This window comes from Runella sp. R5_40, assembly GCF_057652295.1.
Map to the genome: position 1 here is coordinate 64,844 of NZ_JBYFCH010000005.1, position 20,142 is coordinate 84,985.

At 43.3% G+C, this 20,142-nt stretch carries 11 protein-coding genes and 2 tRNA genes; 1 reads left to right on the forward strand and 12 read right to left on the reverse strand.

The genetic code is table 11. The features are described from left to right. Window positions 1-20: 20 nt before the first annotated feature. From AC23N5_RS11530 to AC23N5_RS11570, 9 genes are all read right to left on the reverse strand, one after another. Window positions 21-95: transfer RNA gene (locus AC23N5_RS11530), tRNA-Val, on the reverse strand. A 128-nt stretch (window positions 96-223) separates the two neighbouring features. Continuing rightward, a tRNA-Val gene (locus AC23N5_RS11535) sits at window positions 224-298 on the reverse strand. 71 nt (window positions 299-369) lie between these two features. Further along, on the reverse strand, window positions 370-1,122 hold the full coding sequence (locus tag AC23N5_RS11540) for an SDR family NAD(P)-dependent oxidoreductase (protein ID WP_487755689.1): 753 nt from the start codon (window positions 1,120-1,122) through the stop codon (window positions 370-372). A gap of 53 nt (window positions 1,123-1,175) precedes the next feature. Beyond that, window positions 1,176-1,646: a hypothetical protein gene (locus AC23N5_RS11545; protein WP_183976998.1), complete on the reverse strand. Its 471-nt coding sequence runs from the start codon at window positions 1,644-1,646 to the stop codon at window positions 1,176-1,178. A gap of 86 nt (window positions 1,647-1,732) precedes the next feature. Continuing rightward, complete coding sequence (locus tag AC23N5_RS11550; protein ID WP_487755690.1) at window positions 1,733-2,989, reverse strand: alkaline phosphatase family protein; 1,257 nt, start codon at window positions 2,987-2,989, stop codon at window positions 1,733-1,735. Window positions 2,990-2,992: 3 nt separating this feature from the next. Then, on the reverse strand, window positions 2,993-5,272 hold the full coding sequence (ppk1, locus tag AC23N5_RS11555; RefSeq protein ID WP_487755691.1) for a polyphosphate kinase 1: 2,280 nt from the start codon (window positions 5,270-5,272) through the stop codon (window positions 2,993-2,995). 178 nt (window positions 5,273-5,450) lie between these two features. Next, window positions 5,451-7,421, reverse strand: a complete 1,971-nt coding sequence (gene gyrB, locus AC23N5_RS11560) for a DNA topoisomerase (ATP-hydrolyzing) subunit B (RefSeq protein WP_487755692.1) — start codon at window positions 7,419-7,421, stop codon at window positions 5,451-5,453. A gap of 142 nt (window positions 7,422-7,563) precedes the next feature. Beyond that, window positions 7,564-8,307, reverse strand: a complete 744-nt coding sequence (locus AC23N5_RS11565) for an SDR family NAD(P)-dependent oxidoreductase (protein WP_487755693.1) — start codon at window positions 8,305-8,307, stop codon at window positions 7,564-7,566. Between the two features lie 11 nt (window positions 8,308-8,318). After that, window positions 8,319-11,282, reverse strand: coding sequence for a DUF5107 domain-containing protein (locus AC23N5_RS11570; protein WP_487755694.1), 2,964 nt, complete (start codon window positions 11,280-11,282; stop codon window positions 8,319-8,321). A gap of 93 nt (window positions 11,283-11,375) precedes the next feature. On the opposite strand from AC23N5_RS11570, the gene AC23N5_RS11575 reads away from it, so the two are divergent. Continuing rightward, complete coding sequence (locus tag AC23N5_RS11575; protein ID WP_487755695.1) at window positions 11,376-11,984, forward strand: Uma2 family endonuclease; 609 nt, start codon at window positions 11,376-11,378, stop codon at window positions 11,982-11,984. A 3-nt stretch (window positions 11,985-11,987) separates the two neighbouring features. On the opposite strand, the gene AC23N5_RS11580 is transcribed toward AC23N5_RS11575, so the two are convergent. From AC23N5_RS11580 to AC23N5_RS11590, 3 genes are all read right to left on the reverse strand, one after another. After that, a complete protein-coding gene (locus AC23N5_RS11580; protein ID WP_487755696.1) occupies window positions 11,988-15,320 on the reverse strand; it encodes a VCBS repeat-containing protein in 3,333 nt (1,110 codons plus the stop codon). Window positions 15,321-15,407: 87 nt separating this feature from the next. After that, on the reverse strand, window positions 15,408-17,000 hold the full coding sequence (locus AC23N5_RS11585) for a SusD/RagB family nutrient-binding outer membrane lipoprotein (RefSeq protein WP_487755697.1): 1,593 nt from the start codon (window positions 16,998-17,000) through the stop codon (window positions 15,408-15,410). A gap of 31 nt (window positions 17,001-17,031) precedes the next feature. Beyond that, complete coding sequence (locus AC23N5_RS11590) at window positions 17,032-20,139, reverse strand: SusC/RagA family TonB-linked outer membrane protein (protein WP_487755698.1); 3,108 nt, start codon at window positions 20,137-20,139, stop codon at window positions 17,032-17,034. Window positions 20,140-20,142: the final 3 nt, after the last annotated feature.

The following is a 20,142-nucleotide window of genomic DNA, read 5'->3' on the forward strand; positions in this document are numbered from 1 at the left end:
ATGAGCCTCCTTTATTTTTGTGGGAGTTGAGGGATTCGAACCCCCGACCCTCTGCTTGTAAGGCAGATGCTCTGAACCAGCTGAGCTAAACTCCCTAAGGTCTTTCTTCACTATTTTTATTGACAAACTCGTCGTTTGTTCGTGGGAGTTGAGGGATTGAACGGCAGCGGCCGACCGTCCCCGACCCTCTGCTTGTAAAGCAGATGAGCCTCCTTTACTTTTGTGGGAGTTGAGGGATTCGAACCCCCGACCCTCTGCTTGTAAGGCAGATGCTCTGAACCAGCTGAGCTAAACTCCCGATGCCCTTTTTTCGTCGTTTCGGGCTGCAAATATGTGCGATTTAATTTCTTTGGTCAAGCTTTTTTTTAATTATTTTCTAAAAATTATTGTGGGTGCTGACTGCGCAGAGGCATAAATCGTTAAGTCTGCGATAGTTACGCGTGCTGGTGCATTTACTGCATAAACAATGGCATCTGCAATATCTTGGGCTAAAAGTGGATCAAAACCTTCATATACCTTTGAAGCTCTCGTTTCGTCTCCTTTAAAACGTACCAACGAAAACTCCGTCTCCACGGCCCCTGGCGCAATGTTTGTCACTTTGATTCCGTGCTGCGTTAAATCTAAGCGCATTCCTTCACTGATGGCTTCTACGGCTTTTTTAGAGGCACAATACACCGCACCGTTGGCGTAGGTTTGTTTTCCAGCGACTGAACTCAAATTGACAATATGACCTTTGCCCCGCTCGACCATCCCATCAATCACGGCTTTTGACACATAAAGCAATCCCTGCACGTTTCCATCTATCATTGCATCCCAATCCGCCACATCTCCTTCCTGAATTGATGATAATCCGTGCGCATTTCCCGCGTTATTAATTAGAATATCAATATTTTTCCACGCTTCGGGTAGCGACTGAATGGCTTCGGTAACTTCTTTGTAGGAACGAACATCAAAAACCAAAAAAGTTGTTTTTACCTTTTGGCCAAGCTGAATAGCAAGTTCTTCTAAACGTTCCTTGCGGCGGCCACATAAAATTAGGTCAATCCCAATGGCTGCAAAGGCTTCTGCGGTCGCTTTACCAATTCCAGAAGAAGCACCCGTAATGAGGGCAATACGTGACATAAGTAGTTGATTTAAGTGTTAATTATTCAACTTCAAATGTAGGATAAAAAACGCTATTCGCATATTCGGACAAATTTTCGGGCATTTTTTTCGCCTTCTTTTCCAACCGTAACTACGAAAATTAGTTCTCGGGTGGTAAGTTGTGCAATCGTTACATTCTTTTGCCAAGGAACTCCCCCTAAAATTTGTTCATCTATGACAATCTCTTTGCCATCAAAGGCATAATTAGTCACCAATTGTGCAGCGTTGCTCGACGACAGCCCGTTGGCCATGTAATCAATCACTTTGAGTTTCCCATTATTGGTAAACTCAATGGCATACGACTTATCAGTTGCTTTTTTCCAAGTAGAATCTGCAATAACAGGGCAACAACCTCCATAATAACGAAACTCCGTCATGGTCCATTTTCCTACCAAAGTAGGCTTTTCTGAGGCACAGCCTGAGGGCATCATCATGGCCTCAGAAGTTGATTTACATCGTAATCCAACCAACGCTACTAAGCCTATTAACAGTATTTTTCTCATGGTTTTTATAAATTATCAATTACTTTAAATAATTGGTGTGTTTTCTAAAACCATGACGTTGTTGACAGCAAAAAGGTTGGAAGTTTTTATTCGACCACCCACTTATTTTGAAGATTAAATTTAGCCTCTATGACGATTTTATACAACTTAGACGGCAGTTTTGAAACATCAATTACCGTTTTTTCATTTTCAATTGGAACCTCATCCATCAGCCAATATAAATCATGCCCTCCTTCTTCAAAATGGTTTGTTGTTGTTGCCCAAACCTTCACTTTTTCTTTTTTTTCCAAAGCTTTCCAACCCACCTGTATCGTTGAAGACTCTTTTTTGACTGACATATCAATAAAAGATAATTTCCCAGTTAATGGGGTACCATCTACTTCAAATGCCTGTTCTTTAGGGATGTTTATTTGTAGATGTTTAGCCATCGTTGGCATAATATCCACCACTGCTGGTAGAACATTTTGCTTCTTTTTATCACCAAAGTAATCGTTCAATCCCTTTGCATTGGTTACTATCCAAGTACTCCGTTCTCGCTCCGACTGCCCGCCGTGGTTTCGTCCACTCGCAACATCCCGTCCATGGTCAGTGGTGATAAACACCTGCCAATCTTCTTTAAAGTTAGCCTCACGGTACTGAATTGCTTTCCACAACTTTCCCATTTGGTTGTCCATGATTTTAACCGCCTTGGTAAACTGCTCGCTGTCTCCGTATTTATGGCCCATATCGTCGGTATATTCAAGATACACCCAAGTTAAATCAGGGTTTTCGTCTTTGATATATCGGGCGGCTTCCTCCACCACACGTTCGTCTATTTTGTGGATGTATTCTTTTTCTCCATCGTGGGGATAATGCAAGGTATCCAATTCAAAACCATCAAAATAATAATCTACTTTTAAGTGGTTGGTCTGAGGCAAACCAGTACCTAAAAGCTTGGTTCTGTTATCTAACCAAGTCGAGAAAATAGCCGTTTTTTTGTAAGGATATTGTTCTTCAAAAAAGCGAAAAATAGTCCAATAATGGTAATTGGGTTCTTTGATGTTATTGTCCCAAACGTTGTGTTTATTCACCCACGTTCCTGTCAATAAACTATTGTAGCCCACTGCCGATATGGTGGGGGTTTGAGAATAGGTATTTTTCTTTCCCCCAACATACGCACGGGTATAACCGCCAGGATGTCCGATGGCTTTTAGATTAGGCAAATCAAGCTTTTCAATCACATCTGAGGCAATTCCATCCACAATCACAAAAAGCGATTTGGGCGTGCGTGTTTGAGCCTCTACGCCCATGGATGCCCCCCAGAAGATGACTCCAGCTTGAACAAGTGTTCTAAAATACTTCATGGTTTATTCTTCTCCCGTTTCTGTGGCAGCAGGAATGTTTGTAGCCTCTACTTCTTCTTTTTGTTTTTCCAATAAAGCCGCATCTTCTTTTACAAACAAGCGCGTGGCCATTACTTCTTCTAAGGTAACATGGAAAAAACGTTCATGGATGTTGAAAACCTCCCCCTTTTCGTCTTCGCATTTGATGTAGTTACCGTCTTCCTGTAACTCATACGCATTGACATTGTCACGGAAATTATAGTCCAAAATATGAATTGCTTGTTGTTTAACCCGTGGGTTGACAAATTCAAACATGGATTCAATCCGACGATCAAACGAACGTACCATCACATCGGCACTTCCTCCATATACTTTGGGTTTTCCATTGTTATGAAAGTAGAATACACGGGTATGTTCCAAGAAATCACCCACGATTGACCGCACAGTAATGTTTTCACTCAAACCTGCCCGCCCTGGACGCAAACAACAAATACCTCTGACAATAAGGCGAATTGGCACACCCGCTTGCGAGGCTTTGTACAATTCTTCAATGGTCGATTTGTCCTCTAATGAATTGATTTTGATACAAATCCCGCTTGAAAGTCCTTGAGCGGCATTTTCTGCTTCCCGCCGAATTAATTTGACAATTTGTTTACGCATGTCGCGCGGCGCGGTGAGTAGGTATTGATAATCGTTTGGCAACGAATGCCCCGTAATTACGTTGAAAAACTCCGTAATGTCACGATTATAAACCTCGTCGCAGGTGAGCAAACCAATATCGGTATAAAGTTTTGCCGTTTCTTCATTATAATTACCGCTAGCTAGGTGAGAATAACTGATGACTCCTTGTTCCTCTGCCCGAACAATCTGTAGGAGTTTTGTGTGGGTTTTAAACCTCGTAATGCCATAAATCACAAAACAGCCTGCTTTTTGGAGGCGTTCAGCTTCGCGCATGTTATTCTCTTCGTCGAAACGGGCCTTTACTTCAAACAAAACCGATACGTGCTTTCCGTTTTCAGCGGCTTTTAGCAAGGCAGCCGTAATACGTGATTTTTTGGCCAAACGATAAATCGTCAGCTTAATTGCCAAAACTTGCGGGTCTTCTGCGGCATTTTCCAACATCTTCAATACTGGCTCAAAGTTGTTGTAAGGATGGTGCAGCATTACGTCTCCCTCCTTGATAGTCTCAAAAATATCGTCTAAAATTTGCCCAGGTTCAAGGCCCAACGGCGGAACTGCCGAAGGCGGCGGCGGCGTAAGTTCGGCAAATTCGGGATGTTTGATAATTTGCCACAAACACGTAAAATCGAGTAAGTGATTGCACGTAAAAACGTTATAATCATCAAATTCCCAGCGCTTTTTGAGTAGGTTTAGGAGCCAATCGGTCATTCCTTTTTCGACCTCCATTCGCACTACACGTCCCAAGCGCCGCGTTTTTAGTTTCTGTTTTACTTCGTCCAGAAAATCACTTTCATCATCGTCATTTTCCTCAATGGAGAAGTCTCCATTACGCACAATACGGAACAAGTGCATGTCCGTAATCTCTACGTTTCGGTATAATTTATGTAATTCGTGACGTATAATCTCTTCAATTGGAATAAACAAAAACTCTCCGTTTTTTCGCTCAATCGTATAGAACCGTCGAAGGTTCACGGGAATTTGAACAAACGAAATGCGGCGATTTTCTTCGTCACCCTTTCCTTTTTCGTGTGAGTTGGTAATCACCGCAAAAATCAGGGTTTTGGCCAATAACACAGGAAACGTATGGGTATAGTCAAAAAGCATCGGTGTCAGCATCGGGTAAATCGTTCGGTCGAAATACTTCCCCACCTCCTGTTTTTCAACTTCGTCCAAATCCACACAACCACCAATGCGAAGCTTATGCTCCGCAAACAACGGCATAAGTTGTTTCTCAAACACCTCGTCTTGCGCCTCAGTGAATTTATGAATAGCCGACATCAACGCCTTGCGAAAAGGGATTTCTCTCAGCCCCGAATAGTCCACCCGCTCTTTGCCATAGTCGAGGTAATTGTACAAACTTCCTACCCGAATGGTGAAGAATTCATCTAGGTTTGAGTCTGAAATGGCCAAGAATTTCATTCGTTCAAACAGCGTTCGACGGCTACTACGGGCTTGGTCAAGCACTCGAAAATTGAATTGTAACCAACTCAAATCACGGCTGATAAAATTACTTTGTTCGATGGTTTGACTCACCCGTTCTACCGAACGTGAGAAACGATCTTGGTCTTCGGCTATTTGTCCTCCTACTTTGGGTTCACGGCGGTCGCGTCCAAAAGAAAACATAGACGCTAAATTTTTAAGGTTATCGGATGCAGGCATGTTACTTTTTTTATTCTTCAAAAATAGGTGGTTATCAACAAAAAGCCATTCGTCGGATAGGACGAATGGCTTTTATTAACGTTTTCTTAACAAGAGTTATTTCAACATAGCCTTCGCCACGTAATAAATTCTCAAGCGACGTTTAAACGTCAACGCGGGCGTATTTTGCATTGCGTTCGATAAAATCACGGCGAGGCGCTACTTCATCACCCATCAACATAGAGAACAAGTGATCTGACTCCGCCCCCGACTCGATGCCTACTTGCTTCAAGCTACGGTTTTCTGGGTTCATGGTTGTTTCCCACAACTGTTCTGGGTTCATTTCCCCCAAACCTTTGTAACGCTGAATATAGACACTGTCTTCTTTTCCTCCCGAAATCTCGCGCACGGCTTGTTCACGCTGCGTTTCTGTCCAACAATAGCGCTCTTCTTTGCCTTTTTTCACCAAATACAAAGGTGGTTGGGCAATGTAGATGTAGCCATTGTCAATGAGTTCTTTCATATAACGGAAGAAAAACGTCAAAATCAAAGTCCGAATGTGGCTCCCGTCCACGTCGGCATCGGTCATGATGATTATCTTGTGGTAGCGGAGTTTTTCGATATTGAGCGCACGTTCATCGCCATCACGACCAAACTGCACCCCAAGGGCAGTAATCATGTTTTTGATTTCTTCGTTTTCGTAAATCTTGTATTCTTGGGCTTTTTCAACGTTTAAGATTTTACCTCTCAACGGCAAAATAGCCTGAAATGCGCGGTTACGACCTTGTTTGGCCGAGCCTCCCGCCGAGTCTCCCTCCACCAAGTACAACTCGCAAGCAGACGGGTCGGTTTCTGAGCAGTCGGCTAGTTTTCCTGGCAAACCACCGCCCCCAAGCACGGTTTTACGTTGCACCATTTCGCGGGCTTTGCGCGCTGCGATACGCGCCTTTGCCGCCAAAATCACTTTATCAACAATCGTGCGGGCTTCTTTGGGGTTTTCTTGCAAGAAGTTGTCGAGCATTTCGCTCACCACTTGGCTCACTGCCCCTGCCACGTCGGAGTTCCCTAACTTGGTTTTTGTTTGTCCTTCAAACTGCGGTTCGGCTACTTTTACCGAAATCACGGCCGTTAAACCTTCACGGAAGTCGTCGCCGCTGATTTCGATTTTTTCTTTGGCCAAAATCCCCGTTTTTTCTGCGTAATTTTTCAACGTACGCGTCAACGCCATACGGAAGCCCGAAACGTGCGTACCACCTTCGATCGTATTGATGTTGTTGACGTACGACACCACGTTTTCTGAGTACGAAGTATTGTAAATCATTGCCACTTCCACAGGCACCACCCCTTTTTCATTTTCCATGTAAATAGGGGTTTGGATAAGCTGGTCGCGGGTACTATCAAGGTAGGTCACAAACTCTGTCAAGCCTCCTTGTGAGTGAAACTCTTCGGTGCGTGGCTGTCCATGTTCATCTAAATCACGCAAATCGGTCAACGTCAAGCGGATGCCTTTGTTCAAAAATGACAGCTCGCGAATACGGTTGGCGACCGTTTCGTACTTGTATTCTGACACCGTAAAAATGCTGTCATCGGGCAAGAAATGTACAAACGTTCCTGTATCGGTTGCTTCGCCAATTTCGCGAACGGCGTACTTGGGCTTACCAATGCTATATTCTTGTTCAAAGATTTTTCCTTCACGGTGTACTTCCACGCGAAGGTATTTTGAAAGGGCGTTTACGCAGGATACCCCTACCCCGTGCAAACCACCTGATACTTTGTATGTGTCTTTGTCGAATTTACCCCCTGCGTGCAAAACGGTCATTACCACTTCCAACGCAGATTTTTTTTCTTTGGGGTGAATGCCTGTCGGAATCCCCCGACCATTATCTTTTACTGTAACTGAGTTGTCGGTATTGATGGTGACGCTGATAAGGTCACAATGCCCCGCTAGTGCTTCGTCAATCGAGTTATCAACTACTTCCCAAATAAGGTGGTGAAGTCCCTTAATACCAATGTCTCCAATGTACATCGCAGGACGCTTGCGAACGGCTTCGAGACCTTCAAGAACTTGGATGTTTTCGGCTGAATAATTACTTCTGTCAATCTGTTCGGAAATTTCAATCGTTTCGGTTGCCATATGTTGGAATTGGTAACGAATAGGGTACTTATTGATGTACTTTTTGTATTAATTAAGGCGTAAAACTACAAATTTCTACGCAAAAATCCTAAAAATTGAAGGTGGTAAGTAGCAAAATTAGCACGCGCCAATCAACAGCTTTTTAAAAGCTTCGAATGTCATAAAAACCGCCGTTTTCAAATTGAGGATTTCCAACGGCTCGGTATAAAAATGTCGCAACGCTGGCGGGAGAACGGAGTTGTCCTTCGGCAAAAAGGCGCTGAAAACGTTCGACTTGAGAAAACTGGGAACTGTCCAAGGTGCGAAGCGTTGTCTGCATTTCGGTGTCCACCACGCCAGGAGCAAAACCCCAAACTTTGGCAGGCAGCTGATGAAGGTTTATCTCCGTACCAAGCACCTGCGTAGCCATCAGTAACCCTGCCTTCGACGCACAATACGCCCCCCATCCATCGTACGCCTTGAGAGCGGCTCCTGATAAAAGATTGATGATTTCGACCGCGACGTTTTGGGAAGAACCAATGGACAGCAGGCCATTTTGTAAAATCATCGGCGCCGTTTGGTTCACAAAAATGGTTTGGGCAATGTCGTACGGGGACGCTTGAAAAGAGGGTACAACTTCCCCCAAACGACCTGCATTGTTGAATAGAATCACTTGCTCAAATGCGTCCCGTTCAATCAGTTGACCAAGCATCAAAAGTACCGACTCACAGCCTTCAATGCTGCTCAAATCCGCCCCTACGTCCACGTAGCGCGGCGAAGATTGCTCCACGTACGACCGCGAAATCCCTACCACTGTATCTTGGCTTTCGTCCATGAGAAACGTGTCAACGAGTGCTTTTCCGAGGCCGCGATTACTTCCTGTAATAATGACAAGTCGTTTGTTCATTGATTCCTATCTTACTGAAATAGCTTTAACAGCTCAAACTCGTAAGCTGACAAGTTCTTGGTTAATTTAGTAATGTCTGCGGGCTGTGGTTCTTGTTTGGTCAACTTTTGTGTCATCCACTTTTTCAAATACCACGTCAAGCGGTTATCAGGATTGTAAGGCTCGCCCGAGCCAAGATTTTCGGGCCATTTTTCGGCCTGTTCTAAAACGGCAAACGCTTCACGGTATTTCTTTTGCTGATTGAGTGTCGCGGCATACCGAATGTTAAGTTCGCGGTACAATTTATGCGCTCCCGAAGCCCCTTCGTTGGGCAGAATGGTCAGCGAATTTAGCACCTCAAGGGCTTCTTTGTAGCGCCCAGCCTGCTTCAATAGTTCTGCTCGCTGTTGTCCCAAAATATAAATTTCGTGTTCGGGCAAATCAGAGGTTTCAACTTTTTTGGTTTTTAAGTAGTTGGTCAACTTTTCCTCGTTGATACGAATTGCCTTTTTCAACTCTCCGTTGGCCGCATAAAACTCAGCTAGACGCTTCACTACGCGCCAACTTTTCGGGTCAATTTCGTAGGCTTTTTCGAGGGCTTTTTTTACAACATCTTTTTCATTTTTAAACAATTCTGATTTGGATAGAAAATAAGGAGCATAGTCGATTTCATCCTCTTCCTTCTTTATCCATTTTGGGTCGCGCGTTTGAACCGCTGATGCTACCAAAAATGAATAGTAACTTGCTTTGGCTACTTGCTCTTTGTCTTCATCGAACTGAGCGTTCTGAAGCATCAAGTTATCTTCCACCCGAAACGGAAAAACTCCTTCCGTTGGCATTTTCAACGCATCACGCTGCACCGACTTGCCATCCTGCCCTAATGACTTCATAAAATTTCCTTTCCAAAGCAACACCATGGGGTGCTTTGGTGCCAATTCCAACAGTTGTAACCCTTCTTCTCTACAAATGAGTTGTTCATACAAAATCGCCAGTTCGAGGTACGTTTCGTGCGGGAGTTCAGACTGAATTGAGGCGACGAAGTCGATTTTATCTTCGGGGCGTTGGGTAATAAGGTATTTTTCAAACCGAGCCAAATGGTTCAGCGGATCTTGGTACAGCAGCGTTTCGGCAAGCTTCAGCGCCTGCACTATTTTCCCCTGTTTTCGGGTGTTAATAAGGCTCAGTTCTGCTGCTCGGATGTTTTGCACATCGGCTTCCTTGGCTAAATTCAGGTATTCTTCGGCCTTTTTCCAGTCTTTGTTTCGGATGGCAACGGTAGCCAAATGCGTTTTTGCCGCCGACCGATACCGCACATCCAGCGAAGCTACACCTAGAAAATCTTCCGCAACGTTCAAGTTATTCCACTCTACCGTACCTCGTAAATAATTTGCTTTAGGGTGATAAGCATCGATGGACAATGCTTGCTTTAGATTAGCTGAGGCAAGGTCATTTTTTATCCATTTTTTGGTTAAATACAACTCAGCAAGGTCCACCAGCGCATCGACGTGCGTAGGATTCTTGGCTAGAAGTTTGGTAAAATAAACCTCCGCTTCCTCGTAATGACGTTGGTGGGCTAGGTCTTTAGCGCGGGTATAAAGCCCATATTCCGACTCCCAATCAAACTCTTTTGGGGCTGCCAAAGGTCTTCGAGTAGCGGTTGGCTGTCCGTCTGCTATGAGTTCATCGCCTATCTTTATCGCCAATTTCTCCACCTCGCCCGACCAGCGGATAGAATCCCGAACTGTTTCTAAGGGCTTTAAATCCAACCTTTTTAAAAGAAGCCTCTGGTTATCAATCGAAATAGAGAGTGTGTCTTGAACCAATGAAACAGCACAGTAATCCATTTTAAGCCAACCGTCCTTCACTCGTAGATTCATAGCCCCCTGAGGTGTAGCGTGGGTCAAACCACGGGTATGTTTCACTGGAAACCAGTATTCAGTCCAACTGTCGTGGGTATAGGGCATAAAAGACACGTGCTTAAAAGGACTGTACATACTCCCTTCCGCTGCTTGATTAAACAACCTTCCCGACTGCAACTCAACGTATTGACCGTCGTTGTCCGTTAATAGTTTTTCCCAAATCATCCCCTCGCGCGACAGTCCCCAAATCCAGATTTTTTTACCTAATTTATCATGGTAGGGTGAATAACGGGCAAAACCCATGTTGTCGTCGTGCCAAAAACCGCCGTAAAAGTCGGTTTTTTTACCTAAAACGTGGTAAGACTTGTACGTCCCGAAGTTGTTTTGTTCGTAAAAATTCAAGTTTCTTCCCAACGAATCTTTTGGCCACGGGCCTACTTCCCCGTCGTGACCAATGTAATTTGTCCCTGGAAATACAAATTCTAAGTTTCCTGCCGCTTTAAAACCTGCATTCATCCAATGATAATAACTCGTTTCAAAAGCCGTAGCGTTATACCAATGCGACTTGGTGGTAAAATAGGCTTTGTCTTTGGGCAAGTTTACCTCCACCATCCAGCGCGTTCTTGCCGACCAATCCCATGCCCCCAAAAAACAGCTCACACTTCCGTCGGCATTCGTTCGCGTAAAATAATCAACAGGAGCCGATACCGTAGGCGCGTGGCCAATGTCGCCAAAGTTGATTTCAATCCCACCCGACGTCCACGCACCCCGCATGGCCACGTCTCGGAATTTGACGACGTGATTGAAGTAAATGAAAGGGAAGTTGGTGGACTTTTCATACGCGCCCCAAATTTTACCCCCGATTTCGGGCGTGATATAGACTTTGATGTAGTCGTTTTCGAGTTCAATAAATTTCCAATCCTTCATTACAGGCTTGTCGGTGTAGCCATCGTAGCGAAAATAAGGATAGATACGTCCAGGTTTAGGCACGGGGTCAGGGTCAGAAAACGGGTAGGTGGTGAGGGTTTGGGTGGTTTCACGAACCACTGCATTTTGAGCCGTTGAAGCTTGGAACAGTCCCAACATCAGGCCGATAACTAACCATTGATTGGGGGCTAAAAAAGAGAGCGGACTCATGGGTGTGTGTGAAGTTATTGGATAATGCAAGATAAAATTTTGGCTTGGTTTATGTCGCTTTTTTGAGTAAAATTGTCAAAAAAAGAACACGCTATGGTTGTCATTGCCACCAAACGACGCCCAAAAATTCGGAAAATACCCGCCCACTTGGTCTATGAAGAGCTGAACGGGCAAGCCTTGCCTTATCGCGGTTATTTGGAAGTATTGTCAGGAAAGAAAAAATTAGAAGAAATCATGGGCAGCAGTTCATTACAGGCCGTGTTGGTCTCTATTATCAATTGGTTTGTTAATAATAATATCAATCGAAAAAAATATTTAGTTGCCTCCAATGAGTCTGGCTTGCACGTAAGTTCAGGGAGTAATTTAGCCAACGATATTGCCATTTTTGAAAAAGGCAAAATTACATTGACCGATAAATACTTCGATGTAGCCCCCAAAATAGTGATTGAAGTGGACATTAAAGTAGCTCTCGAAGAAACGGGGCTGACGAACGACTTTGATTATGTGTTGAACAAATCGCAGAAAATGCTTGATTTTGGGGTTGAAAAAGTCATTTGGATTACAACCCACACCAAGAAAATCTTTGTCATTACGCCCAATGCCCCTTGGTATCTGGTCAATTTTGAGGAAAACATTCCCTTGATGGAAGATTGCACCCTGAATCTTGCCCAACTGCTTCGTGACGAAGAAATTGACTATTAAATTTTACTTCCTACTCAAAATCAACGCTTCGCCGTCATTTACCCCAACAATTATCCGTTTTGTTTTGCCTGAATTAATCGTTTGTACACTTCTGATATTACTTCTAAGGCTCAATCCTGATTTGGATTGGGGAGCATAGTTAAAATTGTTTTTTCCATCACCCAAAAGCAACACACCGTGATTGGCAAGGTAACGCCCAAATTTGATGCGTGTCCATGTATTGCCACCCGCCAAGAGCAAATCTTTTTTACCATCATTGTCAAAATCATCCGCTATGATACCCGTTACAGGCGCATATTGGGCTTCCATCGGTAGTGCATGGGCTTTAAATCCTTTGGCTCCTTGGTTTTCGAGATAAAGGGTTTGCATGATTTCTGCTTTCAACACTTTAGCATTTGCCAGCTCTTCTGGGCTAAAAACATCGGTAATCGTAGCCGTTGAATACGATTTATAATCAGTGAATTTTTTCTTGATAAATGGAATGGGGTGCGACAAATCATCCCGAGAGGCCATCGGATACGATACCCCACCAATGTAATAACTCAGGACAGGCACAATCGAACCGTTATCCATAAAATCTTTGTAATGAACAGTCATCGGTTCTTTCTCATTGACTTTAAATTGGGTGTTTAACCCACAATTCCCAATGGTCAAATCCAAATCGCCATCGCCGTCCATATCTGTGGCATTGATTTTACTCCACCATCCAGTACTTGCAAAATGGATATATTCCTCCGATTTATCTGTCAATTTTCCTTTTGAATTGATAAAAACTTTAATCGGCATCCACTCTCCTACTACAATCAAGTCTAGCTGTTTGTCATTGTTTAAATCCATCCAAACGGCATCCGTTACCATCCCGATTTGGCTCAATTCAGCACAAGTTTTAGATGTATTTTCAGAAAATCGTGGCGACGAACCGTTCCCTTTTCCATCATTAATCAAAATATACGAATTGGGAGCAACAGGGTAGCTTCGAGGGACGATTCGTCCGCCAACAAAAAGGTCTAAATCCCCATCAGAATCAATATCAGCCGCTTTTACACAGCCTTTGCTTGTTAACAATTTTGGAAGGGCGCTTTCGCTTAGGGTATATCGTGGCGACGAACCGTTTCCTTTTCCATCATTCAGGTACAATCTATCTTGTAGCAAGGGGTCGTTTGCTTCAAACTCATACCCTCCCGCCGCTACATACAGGTCTTTATCGCCGTCGTTATCGGCATCGAAAAACGTCCCTGCGACATCTTCACTGCCCGCATTTTGTGCAAAAACTGGCGTATTTACTTTGCTAAATGTGTTGTTTTTATTTTGGATGAATAGTTGCGAAACTTCGCCTTTGGCTCCACCCATAAAAAAGTCGTCTAAACCATCATTATTGATGTCGGCGACCTCAATGGATGGCCCTTGTCGGCTGAAATAATTTGGCAAAAGCGATTGCACAGTAAAGTCACCAAATCCGTTTTCTTTATGAATTACATTGGCCAAATTACTTTGGGTAAAAATCGGATTTGACTTTTGATGCTGATACACCCATTTGTTTTTAGCATCCGCTATTTTTACTTCCAACACTTGATTTGTTTTAACCGAAGTGAGCTTTTGATAAGAATCATTGGTCCAAATGACTATCAACGAATCAATCGTGGTATGTTCTCCCACGCCAAAATTTAAAACAGGGTCATTGGATGATTGAAAACCCCTTACTGGCGATTGTTCTTGGTACATTAGCTGTCCTTTGCAGTACAATTTTACCTTTGCACCAATGCCAAAACGATTCGTAGCGCCCCCATCCAATTTGACGGACAAATAATTGTTTTTACTTACTAATTCTGCATTGTTTTTATAAATACTCGCCAATGCGTTGGTATTGTTCACGATTAAATCAAGGTCGCCGTCGTTGTCCAAATCCGCATAAGCCGCCCCCGCAGAAACGCCTTTGGTAGTAAAACCCCATTCGTTAGACATTTTTTGAAAAGTACCATCGCCCTTGTTTCGGAACGCATAATTTTGGGTTTCATTTTTAGGCATTTTTCGTAAATACTCGGGAATAGGATCCACATTGGCGGAGTCTTTTGCCATGGATTTAATGACTCTATCCACCGAATACTTCAAAAAATCCATTTCAGTATAATCTTTTACGTAGCCATTGGTAATGAAGAGGTCTTTGAATCCATCTTTATCAAAATCGCTGAATAAACCCGCCCAACTCCAGTCGGTATTTGATACGCCAGCCAATTGCCCCACTTCGCTGAAAGTACCATCTCCATTGTTGCGTTGAAGCATATTTCGGCTAAATTGATAATAAAATCCTTGCCTAAACAGAAACTGAAACTTATCGAAATTCTCGGGACCACTGTGCATTTTGATGGTTTTATTGTCTTCAGGCATCATATCAAGCGTCAGCAAATCAACATTGCCATCGTTGTCATAATCAGCAGCATCGGTTCCCATCGAATAGAGGGAAATGTTATCCATTTTCTGCACAAGTTTTTCGGTAAAACGTGGGGATGCCCCTGTCACATTTCCATTGTTTTCAAAGAAATAATCAGGTTCGTTGAAGTCATTGGACACCGAAATATCAGGCCAACCGTCATTGTTAAAATCGGAGACCGTGACCCCCAAACCAAAAGTCAAGACATTTGAAAAGATGCCTTCTTGGTCAGAGACATTCGTAAAGTGGTTATTGTCGTTGCGGTAAAGTTTACTGGCATAATCTGGATTCCGTTCTTTTCTTAACTCAGGATTATCTTGAACGCCTGCGGTATATTTTTGTATCGAGTGGTTGATGATAAAACAGTCTAAATCACCGTCTTTGTCATAATCTAAAAAAGAGGCCATGGTCGAATAACCATTGTCGGCTAAGCCATATTCATCGGCTTTTTCGGTAAAACTTAAATCGCCATTATTGATAAAAAGAAGGTTTTTACGGCGATCTGGATTAATATCGGCACTTCGACAAATATAAATATCTAATTTTCCATCATTGTTTACATCGCTCATCGTTGCCCCAGTACACCAGCCCTGCATTTGGTCAACGCCTGCTTTTTTGGTAATATCTTCAAACTGAAAGTTCCCTTTGTTCAAAAAGAGCCTATTTCTTACCATATTTCCCGTAAAAAGTATGTCTTGTAGCCCATCGTTGTTAATATCACCAACGGCTACCCCTCCGCCGTTGTAGAAATAAATGTAGTTAGCAACGTTTAAAGGGCCATCTTCAAACAGCGTATTTCTAAAATTGATACCTGTGTCAGAATCGGACAATTCAGTAAAAAGGGCATTATTGTCTTTACACGAATTCAAAAAAACCAGTGTAAAAAGGGCCAATAGAAGTTTTCGCATGGTTTAGGGTATGAGTGATAAAGAGATTCCACCAAATAACACTATTCGGTGGAATCTACAAAAAAGTATTCGTACAAAAAGACAGCGCTAGTTTTTATCCCACCAAAGAGGGGTCGTCACTTTATCGCCACCAGAACCTAACAATGGAACTGCTGCATCAACCGCCGCTTTGTTGTTTTGTTTTTCTGACAACAAGAATGGTATTCTTCGTATCCATTGCTTTGTTGGGTCTGTAATATCAGGGTTTTCAGAATTTGCCACTGGATATAAAATGAAGTTACGAGCACGACGATAATCGGCCCAAGCCTCTGATCCATCAGGGAAGATTGCCAACCATTTCTGAATCGCAATTTGTTCTCTTTGGGTGGCTATGTCACTTGCCCATTTAATTGGAGCTTTTGACACCGCTGGCGATTTCAAGAAATCTTCTGGAGCAACTGGCACATCTGGGCTATTGATATAGGCCGTGATGGCTGCGGCATCCGTAATTCCCCATTGTACCATTGATTGTCGAATGCCTTCTTCGTACAAACTTTTGGCAGTACCGTTCATATTCCAACCCAACAAGGCACCTTCGGCACGTAAGAAAAACGCCTCTGCTACCGACATGATGTTGTGTGGGGTTTCCAAATAATTGGCATTTCCACCAAAATCAGGGGAAGACCATCTAGGCCCTACTTTGGCATTGGCGGTTGGTAGGTTAACTGCCTCCGTCAATTGGGTAGAAGTAAGCCCATTGCGCAAACCATCGTATTTACCAGTCCCATTAGGATTGGCTTTTGTAGCATTGTTTGGCAACCAATAAACCGACATACGAGGGTCTTTATAGCCTTTCATCACAGACTCCATCGAAGCACTCATACGGAACTCGTTCCAATCTGACATGATGGAAAGGCCGTTGTTATCTGACCCTTTTGTGCTTTTCTGAAGTAACGCATCATCGCCAGGGCTTGACTGAAATACGCCTGCTGCCACCGCTGCTTCCGCTTCGGTTTTTGCGCGTGCGGGATCCACTTTTGAAATACGCAAAGCTAAACGCAATCGTAACGTATTGGCAAATCTAAACCACTTACCAGCATCGCCACCATAAATCAAGTCAAAACTTCCGTACGGCTTTTCGTTTTGCTTATTTTTCAAGACTTCAGAAGCGGCAGCCAATTTTTTGAAGAAATCATCATAGATTTTATCCTGTGCATCATACGCCACCGAACTACCCGATTTTCCAGCATTGAAGTACGGAATTGGCCCCCAATAATCCGTCACTCTGTGAAAACCAAGCACCCAAACCACGTCGGCAATCGCCGCTTCGGCAGAACCCGCAGGAGCAGCCGCCTTGATTGATTGCAACTGAGGCACCATATCGGTATAAATCGGATTAAAAGCAGCCCCTACCCAGTCCATACGAATATTCAATCGGTCAGAGGGGAAATAGGTAGCTGTACAAGCAAAATATTGGGCATATTGATCCGCAAACAGGTTTTGTGCTATCTGATAATTCCAAATATTAGGAACCGCTGAAGCTTCGGCTTTGGCAAAAAGGAAGGGTAATTCGGCCGAACCTACGGTAGCAACTGAGTTTCTGTCTGTATTGATTTCGTCAAATTTGTCTGTACAAGAACTGAATAATAGTACAAAAAAACTGAGAACAGACAAGGATTTTAAAAAGCTATCTATTTTCATTTTGTAAATTTTTAATTGAAAAAATTAAACCTTAGAACGTTACTTGCAAATTCACTCCCAATGTACGAGTTGCAGGCATTGTACCATATTCAACCCCTTGGAAGTTGCCATTACCCAAACTCATATCAGGGTCAAACCACATTTTACGTTTTTCTAAACCAGGAATGTCCAATATTGAACTACCTCTGTATAACCACAATAAGTTACGGGCAACGAGCATCAATTTGGCTGCTTTCACCGCTTTAATGTTTTTTACAGGAAGATTGTATCCGATTGAAAGTTCGCGTACTCTAAAGTTAGTAGCATCATAGGCAAAAAACTCCCCTGCACCGTATCTTTTACCAGAAGCGATTTGCCAGAAATCTTGTGCATTGATGGCTTTTGAGTTGGCTTCTCCTTTATCATTTACGCCACCCAAATTCCAGCCGCCTTCGCGGTATGCCTCCGTTCCTTCTGTAATACCACTAAATGCCAAGTTCATTTCAGTTCCTGAAACAACAATGCCACCCACACGGCCATCCACCAATAAACGTAGAGAAACACCTTTGTAGTCAAACGAGTTGGATAGACCGAGCGTTGCTTTTGGGTTGAAATTACCGATATAGCTTTGCTCTTGCGTTAAACTAGGCTTGCCATTGGCGTCAACTAGGTATTGTCCAGAGGCATTTTTGTTCCATTTGAAAGCCAACAAATCGCCATAAGCTTTGCCTTCTTCAACAACTGGCGTTGCAGAGCGGCCGAATCCACCACCAAGATAGAATATTTTTACTTGGTCACTCAATGCCACTACTTTGTTGCGGTTCATCGCGGCATTGAAAGTAATATCCCATTTCAAAGGCGAATCTTGCGGCAAAGGCGTGCCTGTTAGTACCAATTCAATACCCGAGTTTTGGATATTTCCAGCGTTGATGTATTGTCTGCTGAATCCAGTGGCAACTGGTAAGCTCACGCTCAACAATTGGTTGAATGAATTACTCTTATAATAAGTAGCGGTTACCCCCAATCTATTTTGTAAGAATTTAGCCTCAAGTCCAAATTCTAAATTCCTAACGATTTCAGGTTTTAACTCAGGGAAAGGAAGCGTAGAATTGATTTGTAAAAAGCCATTTCCAGCACCTTGACCATAGTTATAAACCGATTTCAATAGACCAAATCTACCCCCATTACCTACTTCGGCATAGTTTAAGCTTGCTTTCAAGAAGGAGATGCTTTCTGGTAATTTAATTAAATCCGAAAGGATGGTAGAAAGCCCCGCAGAAGGATAAAGGAACGAGTGAGGACTTGGAAGCCGTGAATCCCAGTCGTTACGCAAGCTTAAATCCAAAAATACGGACTCCTTCAACGACAAGTTGGCTTGGGCAAACACCGACTGTGTTTGTACCTGTGTAAAGCTTGATGTAACGGATGGGTTTTGGGCAAAATTCAAGCTGAATTTATTGGTTACGTTCAACCCACCTGCTGATTGGTTATTACCATCGTACTGGCTATCTTGGAAAATTCCACCTAGACGGTAATTAATTTTCAAATTATTAGTAATGTTATTATTACCATCAAGCATCAAGTCAAACCATTTTTCAGTTACGTTGATGGTATTTCTTGAATAATCACCACCTGGCCTAGAATACAAGATTGTTCCTTGATAAATCGACGTTTCGCCGTTGTCAGTAGTTTTATCAAGGTTCGCTTTTCCTGAAAGCGTCAACCAATCCGTCAGTTTGTATTTAGCCGTTAAAAATCCAATCACCCTGTCTCTCGCTTCGTTATTGATGTAGTTATTTATCATCCAATAAGGGTTTTGATAAATCGAACTTAGCGTAGATGGAAAAGTAGTAGGTTCTGGGATACCAACGTTGCTCAGTTTCTCATACTGCATCAAATCGGCAGTCGTCATGTTTCTCGCCACATTGTAAATGTTAGATACTGGGGCGTTTTCTTCACCCGACCGTGGGCGGCTATTTATCCGTTGATTCACATACGTGATTTTGGCATCCGTCGAAAAACGCTTCGAGATTTGATTCGTAATACGAAGGTTTATCGTATTTCTGAATAAATCATTTTTGTTGATAATCCCCCCAATGCGGTTATTGGTATAAGATACATACGTTTGCATTTTATCGGTACCACCCGTTACACTAATCGCATTATTTAAGCTCGAACCCGTTCTGAAAAAATCCCGAACATTATTAGGCTGTGCAGAATAAGTCCCAGGCTGTCCCAAATAGTTGGTGATAGATTGTCCCGTCATTTTAGCACCCCAGCTTTCGCCCGATGTTGTGCTCAATGTACCGCCGTTGCCTTGTCCGTAGGTATTTTGAAAGCGAGGCAATGCCCAAACATTTTCAGTACTAAACCCTGAATTGATACTTACCGCCACTTTATCTGCTTTTCCTTTTTTGGTCGTAATCACCAAAACGCCATTACCTGCTTGGCTTCCATACAACGCTGCTGCGGAGGCTCCTCTCAATACTGTAACCGACTCAATATCGTCAGGGTTGATACTCGAAGCACCGTCAGAACCTTGCACAAAACCGAAGTCGCTTCCAGCGGTACCGTTTGTACCATTGCTCAATGGCACACCATCTACTACAATCAGCGCATTGTTTGACCCCTGAATGGAGCGGTTACCCCTCAAGACAATTCGAGCACCCGAGCCTGGCCCACCCGAACCTTGCGTGATAACGGCATTGGCAATTTTACCCGATAGTGAATTTATCACGTTGTTGGGATCCCTTGCCTCAACCAATTCAGTCGGCTTTACCGTTTGGGTTGCATACACCAGTGTTTTCTTTTCACGAGAAATACCAAGTGCCGTCACGACTACTTCGTTTAGGGTACTTGCATTTTCAGTAAGCGAAAAGTCCATCTTCGAAACATTAGCTCCCACTAGTTTTTCTAGAGCATTAAAGCCAATAATCGATACGGCCAACGTCACATCGCCATTTGGCACGCTTAAACTATAGACACCATTAGCGTCCGTGACCGTTCCTTTGTTTGTGCCCTTAACAATCACCGAAGCGCCAGGTTGGGCTTCATTTGCCGAGGAAGTCACCTTCCCTGTTATGACACGCGTTTGTGCTCGTAGGCCATTTACCATGAAAAGTAAAATGGCTATGAACCATACAAGTTTATTTTTTTGCATAGT